Below are 19,272 nucleotides of genomic sequence, written 5' to 3'. Positions count from 1 at the left end.
GGTAAGTGTGGACACAAAAACAAGAGGTTATGAAACGATGCAAGTGCATCGTTTCCATCGTGATGTCTCTGAAAATGAACTGGATTATATTGTCCAAGAGTATCCTGTTGCCTTAATTTATAATGGTATTTCACATGCCGTGATGATGGCAACACCATCGGATATTGAGGTCTTTGCCAAAGGTTTTAGTCTCTCGGAAGGGATATTACAAAGTTTAAGCGAGCTGTATTCACTCGAGATTCGTCAAAATGAACTGGGGGTTGAAGTGGATATGACCATTTCATCCCGTGCTTTCATGGCTTTAAAAGAGCATCGGCGTATGATGGTCGGGCGCACAGGTTGTGGCTTATGTGGCATTGAAAGTCTAAAGCAACTCTATGCAAATCTACCTGCGGTCAGTACCCATGTTTCTTCAATATGGTTAAGCCAAATTCCTAATGCAATTGCCCAATTAAAAATCAGACAAAAAATCAGTGAACTCACCGGGGGAGCACACGCCGCAGCATGGGTCGTGAAAGGTCAGATCGTAGCGTTATTTGAAGATGTTGGTCGGCACAATGCCTTGGATAAATTATTGGGTTACTTGGCTGAACAGAAAATGGATGTTGCAGATGGTTTTGTGGTGATGACCAGCCGTGCCAGTTATGAGCTGATTCGTAAATGTGCGCAATATAATATTGGTCTCTTGGCGACCATTTCGGCACCAACCAGTATGGCGATTGAAATGGCAAAACAATTAAATCTCACCTTAGCCAGTTTTTGCCGTGGTGAGAGCTTTGTTTTATATACCGAATAATGGTAAAAATTTGTGATTTGTCTGATCTCTAATGCATTGATTTGTGTAGGATATGAGCATTAAGTTTTTTTATTCCCAAATATTATGAATACACCTTTAAGACCTCAGCCTGTGATCAATAATCTTTCAGGTGAAAATGCTTTATTTATCGTACTCGGAATCAATAGCAATCCAGATCATTCCGGTGTAATTGATTTCCTTGCGAATTTTTCAGCCTTAGTCCGTAGCTTAACCAATCGTTTTCCGAATAGTAATTTTAGTGCTTCAGTGGGAATTGGCTCAAATGCCTGGGATCTGCTGTTCCCTGATTTAAATAAACCGAAAGAGCTGGCACCATTTCAAGAGATCAAAGGGCCAAGACATACCGCGGTAGCGACAGCGGGCGATTTATTCTTTCATATTCGCGCCAATCAAATGGCAATTTGCTATGAACTTGCCTCAATTTTGCATGAGCAACTCAAAGAGGATACCTATCCAATTAGCGAGACCAAAGGTTTTAGATACTTTGATGGTCGCGCGATTATTGGTTTTGTAGATGGTACTGAAAACCCTGAGCATGAAATTGCCAAAGAGATTGCTTATGTCGGTTCAGAAGATACTGAGTTCCTAGGTGGCAGTTATGTGTTTATTCAAAAGTACCTACATAACATGGAAATGTGGAAGGGTCTAAGCACCGAAGAACAGGAAAAAGTGATTGGTCGAAAGAAATATGACGATGTTGAACTTGGCGATGATGTCAAACCGCAAAGTGCACATAATGTCGCGAGTAAGGCCCATGATGCGGACGGCAACGAACTTAAAATTTTAAGAGCCAATATGCCATTTTCCAATCCAACTGAAGGGGAATATGGCACTTTCTTTATAGGCTATTCACGCTCTTTTAATATCACCAAAACCATGCTTGAAAATATGTTCTTAGGTAAAGAAACTGGGCATGTCGATCGCCTACTTGATTTTAGTACCGCTGTTTCAGGTAGCCTATTCTTTGTACCGACCTTTGATTTTCTCGAAGATTTAGGTGAATAAGTTTAATCCGCTGAAATCAATCGGTTTATTTCAGCGGAAAATCTTTATTGGCTTATCAGATATTGTTGCAACTGGTCACGGAATTGATCTGGAATACGACCTGATTTTTGCGTGCTGAAATCAAAATACACCTGAACCGCTTTGCCACGTGCAACGCAGTGGTCATTTTGCCAAGCTTCATGCGCCACAATAAAAGAAGAATTGCCGATATGTTCAATCCATGTTTTGATTTCGATATCAGCGCCGTAATAGATTTGTGCAACAAAATCGACTTCAACACGAGCCAGAATCAAAGGTAGATTTTTGATTTCCATACTTGGGTTGAATAAGCGAAAAACAGGTTCACGTGCAGTTTCAAACCAGCCTGTAATGACAGTATTGTTGATATGTCCAAAAGCATCAGTTTCATAGAATCTGGGTGTAATCGAAAGTGTAAACATAGATCAACTGTTATTTTTCATTTAAAGCTCAATACTATAAGGGCTGAATATGTAAAAATCAGCCCCAATAACAGACTTAAGCGTTTATGAATGTTGAGATAGCCCACCGCCTAAAGCTTTATACAATTCAATCTGATTATTCAACTTGCTTTGTTCAAGCATCAGTAAGCCTTGTTGTGCAGCATAAGCAGAACGTTGTGCATCCAACACGGTCAGATAACTATCAATCCCCGCTCTAAATCGAGCCGTGGATAATTTATAAGTGGTTTCAGTGGCAGAGACCAAACGGCGTTGTGCCGCTAAACGCTCGTCAATATGGGCATGTGCAGCCAACGCATCATTAACCTCACGGAACGCAGATTGAATGGCTTTTTCATAATCTGCCAGTGCAATTTGTTGTTCAGTTTCTGAAATTTTAATATTGGCTTTACGCGTCCCCCAATCGAAAATGGGCAGGTCGATACTTGGTCCAATTGACCAAGCAAAACCACCAGATTTAAATAAATCTTTAAGATCGGTTGAGGCATAGCCAGCTGAACCTGTCAGGCTAATGGTAGGGAACATACGTGCTTTGGCTGCGCCAATATTGGCTCCAGCAGCACGTAATTGATATTCAGTCGCTTTGAGGTCGGGGCGGTTATTCAGTAAGTCACTACTTAAACCAGTTGCAAATGTGGTTTCAGTACTAATTGTTTTTACAGCTTGATTCGGTAAGAGCTGCTGAGGAACATTTTGTCCAGCCAGTAAATTGAGTAAATTTTGAGCCTGCGACACTTGGGTTTTATAGGCGGCGACATCATTTCGTGCAGTCTCAACTGAAATTTGTGCCTGACGCAGTGGAACCTCGCTATCAATACCGACTTCAAAACGTTTTTTGTTCAGGTTATAGGAATCAAGTTGTGCTTTTAAGGTTTGTTCTGCAAGATTGAGGTTGGCCTGAGCAAAGGCATAATCTAACCAAGCTTGTGAGACTTGACTGACTAAACTGATCTGCGTGGCTTCTCTGGCACTTTGGGTCGCAAAGTAATTATTTAAGGCCACATCTTTTAAGCTTTTGACTCGGCCCCAAAAATCCAGTTCATAAGCCGTCATTCCTAGTCCGACTTGAAAAGTTGAATAGGGATTGTTTGGGTTCGCAGACGGATTCACCTGTCGAACTGCACTGGCATTTGCCCCAATAGTAGGCAACTGATCATTTTTACTGATCTGATATTGCTGTTGGGCACGTTGAATATTCAGTGTTGCAGTACGTAAATCACGGTTGTTATTTAAGCTGATTTCAATCACTTGCAATAGGCGTGTATCGGCAAAGAACTGTTTATAGCCCTGAGTTGCAATTGAGTTGCCTGTGTTTGCAAGGGCAAAATTTTCTGAAATATCTGATTTGATCGCAGGTTTGGGTGCCTGCAGATTGATACATGCTGTTAGGGCAATCGAAAGCGTAGACACAAGCAGGCCACGAGATAAGACAGTCGCTTTAGACATGGTCTTCTCCAAATAAGATGAGGATAGATACTGAGGTGGAGTCAGAGGAAACCTGTTGATTCCCTCTGCTCAATGTCATTTAAGATGGATTTTTCTGTTTCGAGGAAAACAGCTTTTCAACTGCACCCAAAACAAAAATGAAGAACACGGGAACAAAGAAGATCGCCAGAATGGTGGCAGAAATCATGCCGCCAAAGACACCTGTACCTAAGGCATGCTGGGTTTCTGAACTGGCGCCAGAAGCGATGACCAATGGAATCACACCACAAGTAAAGGCAAGTGAGGTCATCAGGATCGGGCGTAAACGGAGTTTTGCAGCAGCAACAGTGGCTTCAATTAAACTCATACCTTCTTCTTTCAGCATCTTGGCAAATTCGACAATCAGGATCGCATTCTTGGCGGATAAACCAATAATGGTAATCAGACCAATTTTAAAGAATACATCGTTCATCATGCCACGAGACATAATCGCCACAATCGCACCGAAAATACCGAGTGGCACCACCAACATCACGGAAAGGGGAATGGCCCAACTTTCATACAGAGCTGCCAAGACCAAGAATACCACGAGCATTGATAGCGCCAGCAGGAAGGCCATTTGTGATTCAGATTGCTTTTCCTGTAAGGAAATACCTGTCCATTCATAACCGATGCCTTTTGGCAATTTGGCAATCAGCTGTTCCATTTCACGCATGGCATCACCAGATGAAGTATCGAAGTTCGGAATCCCTGCAATACTCAACGATGGCCGGCCGTTATAGCGATTGTATTGTTGCGGTGCTTTACTCCATTGCGGCGTCACCACTTCAGATAGAGAAACCAGTTGCCCGCTTGAACCCGCAACTTTCAGATTTAAAATATCTTTGAGTTGCATTCGTGATTTGGCATCGACCTGTACGATCACTTGCTGCATACGCCCTTGATTTGGAAAGTCATTGATATACATTGATCCCATTGAGGTCGAAATGATGTCGGAGACATCAGAGAACTTCACCCCTAAGGCATTGAGTTTCTCACGGTCAATTTTCAGTGAAATATTATCACCTTGTGGCAAACCTTCATTCCAGACCATATAGAACTTTTTGTTCTTGGCAGCCATTTCCATGAGTTGATCTTGTGCAGCCAGTAGCGCAGGCATACCTAAGTTGGCACGGTCTTGTAAACGTAAACTAAAGCCTGAAAAGGTACCCAACTCATCAATCGCTGGTGGAAGTACAGCCATCGTAGCACCTTCCTTACTGTTTGCCATGCTGGCATTGACCGCGTTGGTCATTTCAGTCGCACTTGAACTACGGTCTTTAAAGTCTGCGAGCGTGGTAAATGCCACCGCTACGTTTTGACCTGCACCGCTAAAGCCCCAACCCAAAATTGCAGTGTTACTTTTCACATTGGGATTATCTTTTAAGCTTTCTTCAAATTGATTGACCACAGTTCGAGTTCGTTCAGCAGTGGCATCCGATGGCAATTGGAACGACGTTAGGAACCAACCTTGGTCTTCTTCTGGCATAAAGGCAGTTGGCCAATATTTCATACCTGCAAAGGTAATGCCTGTAATCACCACAAAGATCACCATCATTGGAATGCTATGTTTGATGACTTTGAGCAGTATCAACTCGTATTTTTTGGTGACTTTGTCAAAGCTACGATCAAACCATGCAAAGAAGCCTTTTTTCTGATGATGACCATCAATCGGTTTCAGAATTGTGGCACACAGTGCAGGGGTCAGGATTAATGCCAATAATGCCGAGAACAGAATTGATACGGACATGGTCAAGGTAAATTGCTGATAGATAATCCCGACCGAACCACTGGCAAAGGCCATCGGTAAGAACACCGCAGCAAGTACCAAGGTAATCCCGATAATCGGACTGGTAATTTCCTTCATGGCTTTGGAGGTGGCTTCTTTTGGAGACAGTCCTTCAGTTGCCATGATTCGTTCGACGTTTTCCACCACTACAATGGCGTCATCGACAATGATCCCGATGGCCAGCACCATACCAAACATGGTCAGGACGTTGATTGAGAAACCTGCCAATAGCATCACCGCAAATGTACCGAGTAACGCAATCGGTGCAACAATCGCTGGAATCAGGGTATAACGAACATTATGCAAGAATAAATACATCACAATGAAAACCAGTACCATGGCTTCAAGTAAGGTATGAATCACTTTTTCAATCGAAATTTTGACAAAAGGTGCCGTGTCATAAGGAATACTGAACTGCATGCCTTCTGGTAAATTCAGTTTTAATTCCTCAATCTTGGCTCTGACACCTTCTGCTGTTTTGACGGCATTGGCGCCTGGACTAAGCTGGATTGCGGCAGCAGTAGCAGGTTTACCATCTTCCAAAATCGCAAAGTTGTACGCCTGTGAGCCGATTTCGACTTTGGCAACATCAGACAGTTTGATCACGCTACCGCTGGTTTTACTTTTTAGGCTGATATTTCTGAATTGCTCCACATTGCCCAATTGTCCTTGAGCAGATAGGGGAACAGTGATGAGTTGACCTTGTTCAGCAGGGAGGTCGCCAAGACGACCCGGGGCAATTTCAATGTTATTTTCACGAATGGCATTATTGACATCACTAATGGACAAGCCATATGACACCAGTTTATTGGGGTCAACCCAAATGCGCATGGCTTTTTCTGCACCGAAGGATTGTACTTTACCGACACCTTCAACGCGTTTCAGTTCTTCCACCACATTACGAACCAGATAATCACTGAGATCGACTTCGGAATATTGTCCATTGGGTGAGTTGATTCCAACCAACATCAAGAAACCTGAAGATGATGCTTCGACCTGTAAACCTTGCTGGCGAACCACTTGCGGCAGACGGGCTTCAACGGCCTTGATCTTGTTTTGCACATCGACCTGTGCCATTTCGACATCAGTGCCCGGTTTAAAGGTCGCAGAAATTTCTGCCGTACCCGATGTATCTGTGGTTGAGCTGTAATAGAGCAGGTTTTTTACACCTGACAATTCACGTTCAATCAAGGTGACAACGCTGTCATTGATGGTTTTTGCCGTTGCCCCTGGATAGGTTGCACTAATATTGACTTGTGGTGGCGCGACACTTGGAAAGCGAGCAATCGGTAGTTTGGGAATACTGAGTAACCCAAATAAGATAATGAAAATCGCAATCACCCATGCAAACACGGGGCGGCGAATGAAGAATTGTGACATCATCATTGAGCTCCTTGCGTTGCAGGCGATGTGCTATTACTTGAAGCAGGTGCTTTCCATGCGGCGAGTTCCAGTTTTTGATTCGGCTGGATACGTTCAACCCCTTCAACCACGATCTTGTCACCCGCTTTTAGACCCTTGCTGGCAATGTAGAACTGCTCATATTGTTGACCCAATTCGATTGGACGAATATCTGCCGCACCTTTGGCATTGATCACATAAACTTGCGGATCACCATTGATATTGCGTTGAATTGCTTGGGCTGGAACGAGCAAGGCTTGAGGCACTGAAGCACGGTCGATATTGACGCGGACATACATACCTGGAAGGAGTTTGCGTTCTGGATTCTGCACTTCAATTCGAATGGTGACATCGCCGGTTTCAGGATCGACATTGATGTCTTCAAACAGCATTTTTGCGCTGACGTTATAAGGATGACCATGACTGTTTGAAATGCGCACGGTTTTTTCATTATTGGCGGATAACTCACCGCTTTGTAATGCAGCTTGTAAACGTTCATATTCACTAATGGATTGTTTTACATCGACATAGACTTTATCGATCTGCTGAACCGTTGACATGGTATTGGCATCACCTTGGCTGACCAATGCACCTTCTGTCACAAAGGATTGTCCAATACGCCCTGAAATTGGTGCCCGTACCGTGGCATATTGTAGGTTCAGGTTTTGACGCGTGAGCAGGGCCTTCATTTGCGCAACATCAGCCAAAGCTTGACGATATTCGGCTTGCGCATTGCTGACTTCTTGCTTACTGATGGCATTGCTTGGCAATAATTGTTCATAACGTTCTAATTGAACTTTTAAACGAACTACTTCTGCTTCTGCTTTGTGTAGCGAGGCTTGATTACTGTTCACATCAGCTTGGAAAGTTTCTGAATTAATTTTATAGAGGGCTTGTCCCGCTTTTACCTCACTACCTTGGGTAAACAGGACTTTTTCAATAATGCCACCGACTTGTGGGCGAATTTCAGCGGTACGAAATGCTTGCACACGTGCAGGCAGGTTCTCGCTAAAGTTCACCGATTGTGGCTGCATATTGAGTACCGTGACTTTTGCAGATGGTGTTTCTGATGGAGCCGCATCTTTGGAACCACATGCTTGCAGCACCAGTCCGATGGATAAGAATAATGGAAGTAATAGATGCTTTTGCATTCTGTCCATGCCTTGGGAGTTTTTGATGCTGACATTATTTTCGAACTTTGTGTAACCAACATCGCTGAAGTGTGGAAAAAGTGTGGAGGTCAACAGATAAATCAGCGTATCATCGAGTTTGACTGAACCTTTGTGCTGATTTATTCATGTTTGACGCCTCATTTTCTTTTGACTGCCGTGATAAACAGATTCTCGTTGTAGAAGATGAATACGAGATTGGCGATATTATCGAGCACTATTTAAAACGTGAAGGCATGCGGGTGATTCGTGCCATGAATGGTAAGCAGGCGATAGAAATCCATGCAGCCCAACTGGTAGATTTAATCCTGCTCGATATCAAACTTCCAGAACTGAATGGTTGGGAGGTGCTGAGTAAAATCCGTCAAAAAGCGCAAACGCCTGTGATTATGTTGACGGCGCTGGATCAAGATATTGATAAGGTCATGGCATTAAGAATTGGGGCTGATGACTTTGTGGTGAAGCCTTTTAATCCGAATGAAGTGGTGGCACGGGTGCAAGCTGTTCTGAGAAGAGCCCAGCAAAACACACAAGCAATCAACAAGAATCTGGTTTATAAAAATATCGAAATTAATACCGATATTCATAGCGTCTATGTGCATCAGCAAGATCGAAAAATCATGCTGAATCTTACCCTGACCGAGTATAAAATTTTACTTTTAATGATCGACCATCCTCACAAAGTCTTTACCCGCAGTGAACTGATGAATCACTGTCTGCCTGATAGTGATGCCTTGGAACGTACGGTGGATAGCCATGTCAGTAAGCTCAGAAAAAAACTGGAAGAGCACGGTTTGCAACAGATGTTAATCAATGTCCGTGGGGTCGGTTATCGCTTGGATCATCCTGTGGAGTGAGCATATTTTGAATGTCGATGACTTTAATTTTAGTGATCCGATTTTCTGTTCTGTGACTTGAAGGGCGTCAACAAGTGTTTAAATCCATTTTTGATCTTTGTCCAATATTCCTTACCCAATAAGGTAATTACGATTAACAGCAGAATTTCACCTCCAATCGCCATTCCTGTCATGATTAATGCTTTATGCGGAATGTCTAAGAATGGAATGATGGGAAAGACAAGCCAGTAAGCAATGACTATGGCCAAAAGAATGAAGCCAATTTTTTTTCGCAAATTGAGTTTTGATTTATGCATTTTGGTCACATCAATAAAACGTTGATGCAGCTATTTTGAGCAAGGATTAAGGAGCGATGATCTTTAAAGTGTGGAAAAAGTGTGTAAATCTCTGAAAAAATCAGCGTATCATGTGAAAAAATTCGATCAATTGATTGGAAAAACCCAATGAAGAGCAAGTCAGGTATTAGTAAGCAGTTGTTTGTCGCATTAAGTATTGTGAACTTAAGCGTGACGCTGTTTTCTATTTTGCTTGGCTATTTTATTTATAACTATGCCATTGATGTCGGCTGGATTACGTTAAGTTCTTTACAGGAAGATTGGACCGAATTTCATTTTGTCGATTGGATCTGGTTATCTACGGTGATTTTTTGTGGGGGTGTCATTTCGATCATTATTGGGATGCATCTGGCACAGCGTTTTATTAAGCCGATTAATTTCTTGGCGGATGCTGCAAAAAAAATCAGTCAGGGAGACCTTTCCGCACGGGCAGATGACAGCCAAATCCATTCCACTGAAATTGCTGAGTTGATGCATAATTTTAATGACATGGCGCAGCAGCTGGAAAGTTCGGTTGAAAATGCGAAAGTGTGGAATGCAGCAATCGCGCATGAATTAAGAACCCCAATTACGATTTTGCAAGGACGCTTACAAGGTGTCCTAGATGGGGTGTTTCAGCCTGATGAAGTGCTATTTAAAAGCTTGCTCAATCAGGTGGAAGGCTTATCGCATTTGGTCGAAGATCTACGTACTTTGAGTTTGGTTGAGAATCAGCAGCTCAGATTAAATTATGAGTTAGTCGATTTGAACGCGCTGACTGAAAAAGTGCTCAAGCTGTTTGAAGATCGTCTAGAGAAAGCCCAGATTGTGCCCGTACTTGATATGGAGCAGCCCCCCATCCGTTGTGATCGTCGGCGGATTGAGCAGGTTTTGATGGCCTTGATCGAAAATGCAATTCGCTATGCCAATGCAGGCAGATTAAAAATTTCCTCAAAGCGAGTTTCAGATGAATGGATTCTACACATTGCTGATGAAGGACCTGGGATTGCAGAACAATATCAACACGACTTATTTAATCCCTTTTTTAGATTGGAACAGTCGAGAAATAAAGAATTTGGTGGTACAGGCCTAGGTTTAGCGGTTGTGCATGCCATTGTGATTGCGCATAAAGGTACAATTGAATATCGCAATCCGAATCATAATAGTGTGTTTCGTATCGCGCTACCTGTTCACTCTTAAACCAGTTTATTTACGCAATTCCAATCGTATTGCTGTTCTAAGCCAATATCTGCTGCAAATAAAAGAGCAGGTGTTGATTCTGCAACACCTGCTCAACAGAATAATGTTGTCGCTTAAGCAGTGCTGATATACTCTATAATTTAAGTATTTAATATTTATAAATAAAAAAACTGGCATCCAATTTGTATTAACTACAGTGAAAAGATGAATTGTGTTGAATAACAAATTTGGAGCAGAACATGAGTAGAAAAATTCGATTAGGTGCATTTATCCCTGCCACTGGACAACATGTTGCCGCATGGCGACATCCAGAGTCGCAACCAAGCAAAGCAGTGGATTTTGATTTTATTAAAGAGCAGGTACAACTTGCGGAAAAAGGCTTATTTGATGCCTATTTTTTGGCAGATGGCCTCGCCGTTAATTTTGGACAAGCCGAGAAAACCGGTTATAGCGATAAAGTGGCAGGCTTTGAACCAGTCACCTTGTTCGCCGCTTTATCGACAGTAACCAAACATATTGGTTTTATTGCAACGGCATCGACTACCTATGAAGAACCGTATTTATTGGCGCGTAAATTTGCGTCGCTAGATCATCTCAGTCATGGTCGAGCGGGCTGGAATGTGGTGACCTCAGCGTCGGAAGCTGCCGCGGCCAATTTTGGTTATGAGCAGCAAATTCCGCATGCTGAGCGTTATGAGCGTGCTCAAGAATATGTCGATCTAATTAAAAAGCTGTGGGACAGTTGGGAAGATGATGCCTTTATTCATGACAAGGCATCAGGTGTGTTTTATGACCCTGAGAAAGTGCATAACCCGAACCACAAAGGCAAATACTATGCGGTAAAAGGTGCTTTGAATGTGCCGCGTACACCACAAGGTTATCCTGTGATTGTGCAAGCAGGACAGTCAGGGCCAGGACGTGATCTCGCAGCCCGCTATGCCGAAGTCATTTTTACTGCCAACCAAAAACTGGAAGATGCACAAGAATTTTATCGTGATGTAAAAAGTCGTCTGGCCAAATATGGACGTTCAGCCGATGAACTTTTAATTTTGCCGGGGGTTTCTGCATTTGTAGGACGTACTGAAGAAGAAGCACGTGCCAAATACCAACAACTGACTGACTTGATTCATCCAGAAGCAGGGCTTGCCTTGTTGAGTGGCTTAAGTGGCGGCTTTGATTTTTCAGGTTATGATCTAGATGGCCCATTCCCTGAATTGGGCGAAGGCCAAGGCATGGTGAGTCGTCCTGCGCTAATTGCAGACATTGCCAAGAAAAATAATTTCAGTATCCGTCAACTGTATGAATGGGTGGCAGGTGCACGTGGCCATTGGCAATTGATCGGCACACCTGAACAGATTGTTGATCAACTACAGCAATGGTTTGAGAATGAAGCAGCAGATGGTTTTAATATTTTGCCACCAAGCACGCCAGCAGGTCTCAATGATTTTGTCGAGTTGATTGTGCCTGAGCTACAACGCCGTGGTCTATTCCGTACTGAGTATGAGGGCACGACCTTACGTGAAAACTTGGGTCTGACACGTCCAGAAAATCAATATGTCTTGGCACGGCAGGCTGAAAAAAACAAAGCCAGTTAAAATCATGTTAAAACTAAATCATGAATCAAAGTAACAAGGAGTGACTTTTAAGCGTCACTCTTGTGTTATCACAATTGAATTGAGTGAAAAATGCAATATAGAAAACTAGGTCAAACTGATATTGATGTTAGTGTCATCGCCCTCGGCACCATGACTTGGGGCGAGCAGAATTCTGAATCCGAAGCACATGAGCAATTGGATTATGCAGTGGAACGTGGCGTAAATCTGATTGATACGGCTGAAATGTATCCTGTACCACCGAAACCAGAAACCCAAGGCTTAACTGAACAATATATTGGCACATGGCTAAAGCAGTCACAGAAACGAGACCGAGTGCTGATTGCAAGCAAAGTGGTGGGGCGCTCAGGGAAATTAACTCAGGCTTCGCATTTTCGTTCGGGTCAAACCAAGTTGGATCGAGCCAATATTGAAACGGCGTTACATGATAGTCTGAAACGTTTGCAAACGGATTATATTGATCTTTATCAACTGCATTGGCCTGATCGCAGTACCAATCATTTTGGTGAATTGGGCTATACCCATGTTGAAAATGAAGACACGGTTCCAATTGTAGAAACCTTGACAGTTTTGTCTGATCTGATTCGAGCGGGCAAGATCCGACATATTGGCTTATCCAATGAAACACCCTGGGGCGTGAGTCAGTTTTTAAAGTATTCCGAAACATTGGGCTTAGCGCGGGTCGTTTCCATCCAAAATCCATATAACTTATTGAACCGTAGTTTTGAAATTGGTAATGCCGAAATCGCCATACGAGAACAGGTCGGTTTACTGGCTTATTCACCTTTGGCTTTTGGTGCTTTGACAGGAAAATACTTAGATGGTGCACAACCAGCAGGCGCACGTTTAAGCTTATGGGAACGCTTTGCCCGTTATAAAGGGCAAGCCTCTGAAGATGCGATTCGTCGTTATGTGGCATTGGCCAAACAATATGATTTAGATCCTGCTCAACTAGCTTTGGCCTATGTAAATAGTCGCCGTTTTGTCACCAGTAATATTATTGGTGCCACCAATTTAACTCAGCTTAAAACCAATATTGAAAGTATTGACCTGCAGTTAACTGATGAGGTGATTCAGGGAATCGAACAAATCCATCAAGCCCATCCTAATCCCGCACCTTAAGGCATAGATCATCTCCTAGAATTTAATTTTGGTTTTGTTCAGGACAGTTGAGTTAATCCAACTGTCTTTTTTTATTGTGGGATCAAAATATTGCAACATGACTCATATATCTAAAAATAAGAAATAGAAACCTTGAAATGTGCTGTTTTAGCATAAGCAGGGTGTTGAATTTGCAACACCTGATCAACAGGAAAACAAGAAGTTAATTTGTAAATATCAATATAAAACAATATCTTATGTTTTGGCATGAGGCTTGCAAAGATCAAGATAGATAAATCAAAGATTGATTTTATGCAGGCTGAGGAGCACAGGATGAAGATGTTGCGTTGTTGTATGGAAAGTTAATTTCTCTCTTATTTTTTTAATTTATTTCGTTGGGATTTTTTTGAAGTGTGATTGCAGATTCAATCGCACACAGGATTTTTTGACTCAAATTTTAGCATTTTCGTTTTAGGGGTTTTATTGGTGAAAAAACATCATCTCTCTTTATCCATTGCTTTGAGCATGGCAACGCTTTTGGGAAGCGGCACAGCTCAGGCGGCAGAAGATATTGATACAACGTTAGCACAGTTACAGGCGCAATTGACGGCTTTGCAACAACAAGTCAATGCATTAAAGCAAAAGAAACAGGCTTCAACTGAGCTGGTTGAAACAGCAGCATTGAATGCACAACAGGAAACAACGGCAGGCATTCAGGAAGAAGAAAATACCGAACATAGCTTTGCGACTCAAAGCGAATTGGCCGGTTTCCGTAGTGATCTAGAAAACTATAAATATGATCAGTCTCGTCAATATGAGCGGACTTCGGTGAAGTCGACACGAGATGCGACTTTATATGGAACTGTACAAGTTCGGGCACAGGCTCAGAGTCAAGACACGGCCTCTGGAAATCCAGCGCCCGTTACCCCACGTCGCAATACTTTTGATGTACCAACCGCTTTATTCGGGGTCAGAGGAAATTTATATAAAGACTATAAGGAGGGGAAAAATCTCGATTACCAACTTTCTTTTAGTTATGGCAAACGTGTCGGGACAGCAGGCAGTGCCAGTGACCTGAATCTAGCAGATGCATTCTTGCGCTATAACTTCACCTCGACCAATGGGGGGCCAGAAGTTCCGCGTTTGAATGTGACCTTTGGTCAGCAATTGATTCCATTTGGTCTAGATCCACAATCACCTGAGGATTTACGTCCAACCATCAATGTTGCTACAGGATTGGCACAATTGGGTCTATTCAATCGTCAAACTGGTCTGATTGTGCGTGGTGATGTCAAACCATTTGTTGATTATTCATCAAACTATCGAGCGCCATTATTTGAATATGCGCTGGGTGTGGTCAATGGCAATGGCACCAATAAAGTCGATGACAATGATAAGAAAGATTATATCGGACGGGTGGCTTTCACTTTACCTGTTGATTATGCCAGCTGGTTTCGTGAGTTGAAATTTGGTGCTTCGTATCTCAAAGGCAGTAAAAACGTCATTGCAGGCAGTAATGTTCTCGATGGTAATGGTCGCAATGATCGCTTGGGTTTCGATATTTACTACAACCATGCACCGTTTGGCGTGACTTATGAATATGTCAAAGGGCTCAGTGATTATGCAACTGCCACAGGTTCAACCTCAGAAGTAAAGTCTGAAGGACATACCGCAACCCTGTTTTATACCTTTGGCGATCAATTTTATAACAGTGTGAAATCCGTCGCCAAGTTTGATGATTTCTGGCCGAAATCGATTCAGAGCTTCTATCGCTATGACAGCTATAACCCAAATAAAGGCGCAGATGTGATTGGGATTGCAGGGCATGGATTCGGCAAAGTCGATATTCATACCTTGGGCCTAAATTTCTTCTTCGCACAAACCACCAAATTCCAATTAGGGCTGAATCGCTGGAGCTATGACCACGAGACAGCTGCGCAGAAAGACTTCTCAGAAGTGCAAGCGCAATTCCAATACACCTTTTAATTTTTGAATATGAGTAATGACACAATGAAATTTTTGACGAAACATTTATTTATTGGTGCAGCAGCAGGTGTGCTGGTTGCCACCAGTTTCTCAGTTTTTGCTGAAACCAATCCCACTGAAATTCGACTGGGAGTACCCGGTGCAGGCGTCGGTGGAAAACCCAAAGTTGGTGGAAGTGCTTATGCCAGTGCCAATCTACGCGGCATTTTAGAAAAAGAATTTGCCAAAGATGGTATTAAGGTGAAATGGTCATTTTTTCCGGGTGCAGGGCCTGCACTGAATGAAGCTTTAGCCAATAAAAAGGTCGATTTTGGTATCGGGCATGGTGATTTACCTTCGATTGTCGGACGTTCAACGGGTTTGAAATCTAAACTGTTATTTGTGACGGGGCGTTTTGGACCTGTGTATTTTGCAGTTCCATCTGATTCAGGTGCGAAAAGTCTGGCGGATTTAAAAGGCAAAACCATTTCTGTCTTTAAAGGCACTAATCAACAGCTAATTCTCGGTCGTTTATTACGGAAATATGGTTTCACTGAAAAAGATTTCCGTGTGATCAGCCAGGACTTTTATTCAGCTCAAACCTCACTGTCTACAGGGGATATTGATGGTTTGATTACTAGCCCATGGACATTAGAAGCCCGTGGTGTAGCAAAGCGTATTTTAGAAGTCCGTAAAGATCCAAATCTGAATGGTCCATTAGTGGCATGGGTCAGCGAAGATTTTGAGAAGAAATACCCACAAATTGTGCAGCGTGTGGTGACCACATTTATTAAAGATAACGTGTGGAGCTCCGATGAAAAGAATCGTGATACCCAGTACAAGTTGTGGGCTCAAAGTGGCGTGCCTTACCTAGACTATAAAAAAGACTGGGATGATTACTCGCTGAAAGATCGCAACTCCCCATACTTTGATGATTATGCAGTGAATTCTTTAAAGAAATCGGTGCAGCAATCAATTGATTACAAGCTGATTCGCCGTCCAGTGGATGTGGATTCATGGATTGAACCGAAATATCTGAACACCGCAATTCAAGAACTCAAATTGGAAAACTTTTGGCCAAAATTTGATGTAAACGGCAACCGTAAAAAGTAATTGTGATTTGGATTGGCCAAGGGCGAGTATGCCTTTGGCAAGCCAGTTTATTTGTTCAGCATGTTTAGGGATGCCGTTTATGCGTCAGGAATCGGTTGCTCAGCTTGAATTGGGTCAATTGCGCTTTGTATTCGGCTTTATTGGCTTGGCCTTATGTGCCGGTTTGGGGATTGGAATTGCAAAAATTGTGACCTCTTTATATGCCGTACAGTTACAAGCCAATGAGTTTGAAATGGGCTTGATTGCTGCAGTACAGAGTCTCGGTATTTTGCTTTTCGGACTGCCAATTGGTCTGTTAGTACAACGCTATGGACCTAAGACAATGTTTGTATTAGGAAGTTTTCTCGCAGCGCTGGTGTATGTCACCGTACCATTCTATCCAACGGTTTGGTATCTGATTTTCGCTACATTTTTGGTTGGGTTATGCATGCCAATGCGGTTTGTTTCACTCAACACGGTGTATATGCAGCATTTAAAAAGCATAGGTGCTGCTAAGGCGGGATGGTTTAGAGGCACGCATATGATGGGTTTTTTTCTGGTTGGCCCGTTATTGGCCGTGAGCTTGGTGAATAGTTCTGGTTTTTCAGGTGCCTTCGGGTGGATCGCCGTTCTATTTCTGTTGCCTGTCCTGTTTGTAGCTCTGGCCTTTGACAGAAGTCGCTCTTCCACCGATAGCACTCAACAACATGAAGCTTTGAATATTACCGTGATTGCCAAGCAATTGGTTTTATTTAAGCAAGACCCAGTCCTACGGCGTACCAGTTTAATTGAGATGGCGAGCAATGCAGTCATGGCCTACTACGGTTTCTTCATCATTGTGATTGCGATTAAAGACTTTGGTTGGAGTGAAACGATTGCTGCCAGTTTGGTGACGCTACAGGGGGCTGTATTTGTCATAGCCTTATTTACGACAGGGGCTTTGCTGGCACGGTGGGGAATAAAACGCTTTTATCAAACGGGTTTTGCTTTTGTTGCAGTGGCATCGGTGATGTTGGGCATACCTAAAACTTCCGTGTTGTTGTGGGTGGGTGCTGTGATTCTGGGCTTGGGTCTGGCGATGCTGCATATCGTCAATTTCACCATGTTTGCCAATGTGGGGGAGCGATTGGGAATGGCCAAGGTGTCTGGATTAACCGCGATGGCAGGACCAGCAGGTGCGTTATTGGGAAGTATTGTTGGAGGCTGGTTAGGCCACTACTGGGGCTTACAGTCGATGTTTCTTATTTCAGCGGTTTTATTTGGCGGACTGATCGGTTTTTCCCAGCAACTGACACAGGTTGTTATAGCACCACCGCTAGAGATTGAAATGTATTCAGAAATAGAGGGTCAATAAAATGAGTAGCATCGAAACTCAATTAGAAAGTGAACACACTTGGCAGCGAATCAATTTAGGCCCTTATTTCAAGCAAATTGGCCTATGGGCAGTTCGTATTGTATTGGCTTTGGTTTTACCTGCGATTGCATTGGCGGTTTGGCATTATGTCTTTCAGAAGCAATGGTTGCCTGAACAAATTTTGCCCAGTCCAGCCTTGGTTTGGCAAACCACCTTGGAGCTGATTGATACGCATGAGTTACAGGATAATTTATGGATCAGCTTAAAACGGGTTGCTTGGAGTGTTTTGGTCGGGGGCAGTATCGGACTGTTCTTGGGTTTCCTCATCGGATTATCACGTATCGCATATAAGTTTATTTATCCCACTTTTAATTTGATTGCGCAATTTCCAGTAATTGGCTGGATTCCATTACTGATGATTTTCTTAGGCATCGATGAAAGCCTAAAAATTGCAGCGATTTCGCTTGCGGTATTTGTACCTGTGTTGGTTGCGACCTATCGCAGTGTCTTGAATGTAGCTCCGCATTTATTAGAAGTCTCTCAGGTGTATCGCTTTAGTACATGGCAGCGATTTCGCCGTGTTATTTTGCCTTCTGCATTGCCGAATATTGTCAGTGGCTTACGTCAGGGGATTATGCAAGCGTGGTTGTCTCTGGTTTTTGTCGAGCTGTTAGCCAGTAGTGAAGGAATTGGCTATCTGATCGTGTGGGGGCGGCAACTGATTCAGCCCGACATTATTTTTATGGCTGTCATTGTGATCGGGATTGTTGGTTTTGTTTTAGATCATATCTTGGGCTGGGTTGAACGCTGGTTTAGCCATTGGCAACGCAGTGCATTTTAAAGAGGGATTGAATATGTCTATTACGTCTACATCAAAACCAAGATTTAATTTCAGTTATTTAAGCGTTTACGGTTTGGTGCTGCCGATTGCTTTCATTATGTTGTGGGCGATCACATCCAAGTTGAATTGGGTTAATCCGAAACTCATTCCAGCACCATTTGAGGTGGTGCAGATTGCAATTCATCAATTCCAGCAGCAAGAGTTTTGGATAGGTCTGGGTGCAAGCTTGTTCCGTGATCTGACGGGTTTTGTATTGGGTAGCATTCTAGCCATTACTTTTGGCATTGTCGTGGGTGTCTCGCGCTGGGCTAATTATTTATTTTTACCTAGTTTTAATGTATTACGGCAGATTTCTTTGTTTGCTTGGTTACCGTTAATCACCACCTTTTTGGATTATGGCAATAGCGCAAAAATCTTATTTATCGTGCTTTCCGTCTTTTATCCCGTGGCCTTACATACTATCGATGGGGTAAGACAAATTCCATTGCATCAATACGAAGTTGCCAAAGTCTATCAATTCAATGCTTGGCAGACCTTGAGCAAACTGATTTTACCTGCGGCAGCCAGCCAAATCTTTTTGGGCTTACAACTGGGTTTAATTTTCGCTTGGGTGGCGACCATCGGGGCAGAGTTCCTGTTGGCTAACTATGGTGTTGGACTGGGCAATATTGTGATTCGTGGACGGGCTGCTTTAGATGTTGGTCTGATTGTATTTGGTTTAATCGTGATTGGTTTTATCGGTGTGGCGTGGAATAGCTTAGCCAATTTAGCTGAGCGTCGTATTTTGGTTTGGCGCCGCTAGGAGAATAAA

General features: G+C 43.0%; 16 protein-coding genes. 11 read left to right on the top strand and 5 right to left on the bottom strand.

The genetic code is table 11. The features are described from left to right. Window positions 1-7: 7 nt before the first annotated feature. Window positions 8-796, top strand: a complete 789-nt coding sequence (gene fdhD / locus NDN13_RS06990; protein ID WP_251117706.1) for a formate dehydrogenase accessory sulfurtransferase FdhD — start codon at window positions 8-10, stop codon at window positions 794-796. A gap of 84 nt (window positions 797-880) precedes the next feature. Then, on the top strand, window positions 881-1,822 hold the full coding sequence (locus NDN13_RS06985) for a Dyp-type peroxidase (protein ID WP_251117705.1): 942 nt from the start codon (window positions 881-883) through the stop codon (window positions 1,820-1,822). Between the two features lie 44 nt (window positions 1,823-1,866). Here the strand turns inward: NDN13_RS06985 and NDN13_RS06980 are convergent, their stop codons facing one another. The 4 genes from NDN13_RS06980 to NDN13_RS06965 form a co-directional block, all read right to left on the bottom strand. Further along, a complete protein-coding gene (locus NDN13_RS06980) occupies window positions 1,867-2,262 on the bottom strand; it encodes an acyl-CoA thioesterase (RefSeq protein WP_251117704.1) in 396 nt (131 codons plus the stop codon). 84 nt (window positions 2,263-2,346) lie between these two features. Continuing rightward, window positions 2,347-3,747 carry an AdeC/AdeK/OprM family multidrug efflux complex outer membrane factor gene (gene adeC, locus NDN13_RS06975; RefSeq protein WP_251117703.1) on the bottom strand — a complete coding sequence of 467 codons (1,401 nt, stop codon included), beginning with the start codon at window positions 3,745-3,747 and terminating at the stop codon, window positions 2,347-2,349. Window positions 3,748-3,826: 79 nt separating this feature from the next. Beyond that, on the bottom strand, window positions 3,827-6,937 hold the full coding sequence (gene adeB, locus NDN13_RS06970; RefSeq protein ID WP_251118186.1) for a multidrug efflux RND transporter permease subunit AdeB: 3,111 nt from the start codon (window positions 6,935-6,937) through the stop codon (window positions 3,827-3,829). After that, window positions 6,937-8,106: an efflux RND transporter periplasmic adaptor subunit gene (locus tag NDN13_RS06965; RefSeq protein WP_251117702.1), complete on the bottom strand. Its 1,170-nt coding sequence runs from the start codon at window positions 8,104-8,106 to the stop codon at window positions 6,937-6,939. The genes adeB and NDN13_RS06965 overlap by 1 nt, the downstream gene beginning before the upstream one ends. A gap of 146 nt (window positions 8,107-8,252) precedes the next feature. Here NDN13_RS06965 and adeR point away from each other — a divergent pair, with 146 nt between their 5' ends. Next, window positions 8,253-8,981, top strand: a complete 729-nt coding sequence (adeR, locus tag NDN13_RS06960) for an efflux system response regulator transcription factor AdeR (RefSeq protein ID WP_251117701.1) — start codon at window positions 8,253-8,255, stop codon at window positions 8,979-8,981. Between the two features lie 29 nt (window positions 8,982-9,010). Here adeR and NDN13_RS06955 read toward each other — a convergent pair whose 3' ends face one another. Then, window positions 9,011-9,277 (bottom strand): transporter suffix domain-containing protein, encoded by a 267-nt coding sequence (locus tag NDN13_RS06955; protein WP_251117700.1) that lies wholly within the window; start codon window positions 9,275-9,277, stop codon window positions 9,011-9,013. Window positions 9,278-9,424: 147 nt separating this feature from the next. On the opposite strand from NDN13_RS06955, the gene adeS reads away from it, so the two are divergent. The 8 genes from adeS (at window position 9,425) to NDN13_RS06915 (ending at window position 19,263) form a co-directional block, all read left to right on the top strand. Further along, a complete protein-coding gene (adeS, locus tag NDN13_RS06950; RefSeq protein WP_251117699.1) occupies window positions 9,425-10,495 on the top strand; it encodes a two-component sensor histidine kinase AdeS in 1,071 nt (356 codons plus the stop codon). A 239-nt stretch (window positions 10,496-10,734) separates the two neighbouring features. Then, complete coding sequence (locus tag NDN13_RS06945; RefSeq protein ID WP_251117698.1) at window positions 10,735-12,090, top strand: LLM class flavin-dependent oxidoreductase; 1,356 nt, start codon at window positions 10,735-10,737, stop codon at window positions 12,088-12,090. Between the two features lie 90 nt (window positions 12,091-12,180). Further along, complete coding sequence (locus NDN13_RS06940; protein WP_251117697.1) at window positions 12,181-13,230, top strand: NADP(H)-dependent aldo-keto reductase; 1,050 nt, start codon at window positions 12,181-12,183, stop codon at window positions 13,228-13,230. A gap of 465 nt (window positions 13,231-13,695) precedes the next feature. After that, window positions 13,696-15,195 carry a putative porin gene (locus NDN13_RS06935; protein WP_502799557.1) on the top strand — a complete coding sequence of 500 codons (1,500 nt, stop codon included), beginning with the start codon at window positions 13,696-13,698 and terminating at the stop codon, window positions 15,193-15,195. A 24-nt stretch (window positions 15,196-15,219) separates the two neighbouring features. Beyond that, window positions 15,220-16,287, top strand: a complete 1,068-nt coding sequence (locus tag NDN13_RS06930; RefSeq protein WP_251117696.1) for an ABC transporter substrate-binding protein — start codon at window positions 15,220-15,222, stop codon at window positions 16,285-16,287. A gap of 79 nt (window positions 16,288-16,366) precedes the next feature. Further along, window positions 16,367-17,620 carry an MFS transporter gene (locus tag NDN13_RS06925; RefSeq protein WP_251117695.1) on the top strand — a complete coding sequence of 418 codons (1,254 nt, stop codon included), beginning with the start codon at window positions 16,367-16,369 and terminating at the stop codon, window positions 17,618-17,620. A gap of 1 nt (window position 17,621) precedes the next feature. Then, window positions 17,622-18,461 (top strand): ABC transporter permease, encoded by an 840-nt coding sequence (locus NDN13_RS06920; protein WP_251117694.1) that lies wholly within the window; start codon window positions 17,622-17,624, stop codon window positions 18,459-18,461. Between the two features lie 13 nt (window positions 18,462-18,474). Continuing rightward, window positions 18,475-19,263, top strand: a complete 789-nt coding sequence (locus NDN13_RS06915; RefSeq protein WP_251117693.1) for an ABC transporter permease — start codon at window positions 18,475-18,477, stop codon at window positions 19,261-19,263. The last annotated feature ends 9 nt before the right edge of the window (window positions 19,264-19,272 follow it).

The organism is Acinetobacter sp. C32I, assembly GCF_023702715.1.
Lineage (GTDB): Bacteria > Pseudomonadota > Gammaproteobacteria > Pseudomonadales > Moraxellaceae > Acinetobacter.
This window is presented reverse-complemented; position numbering and strand designations above follow the sequence as displayed.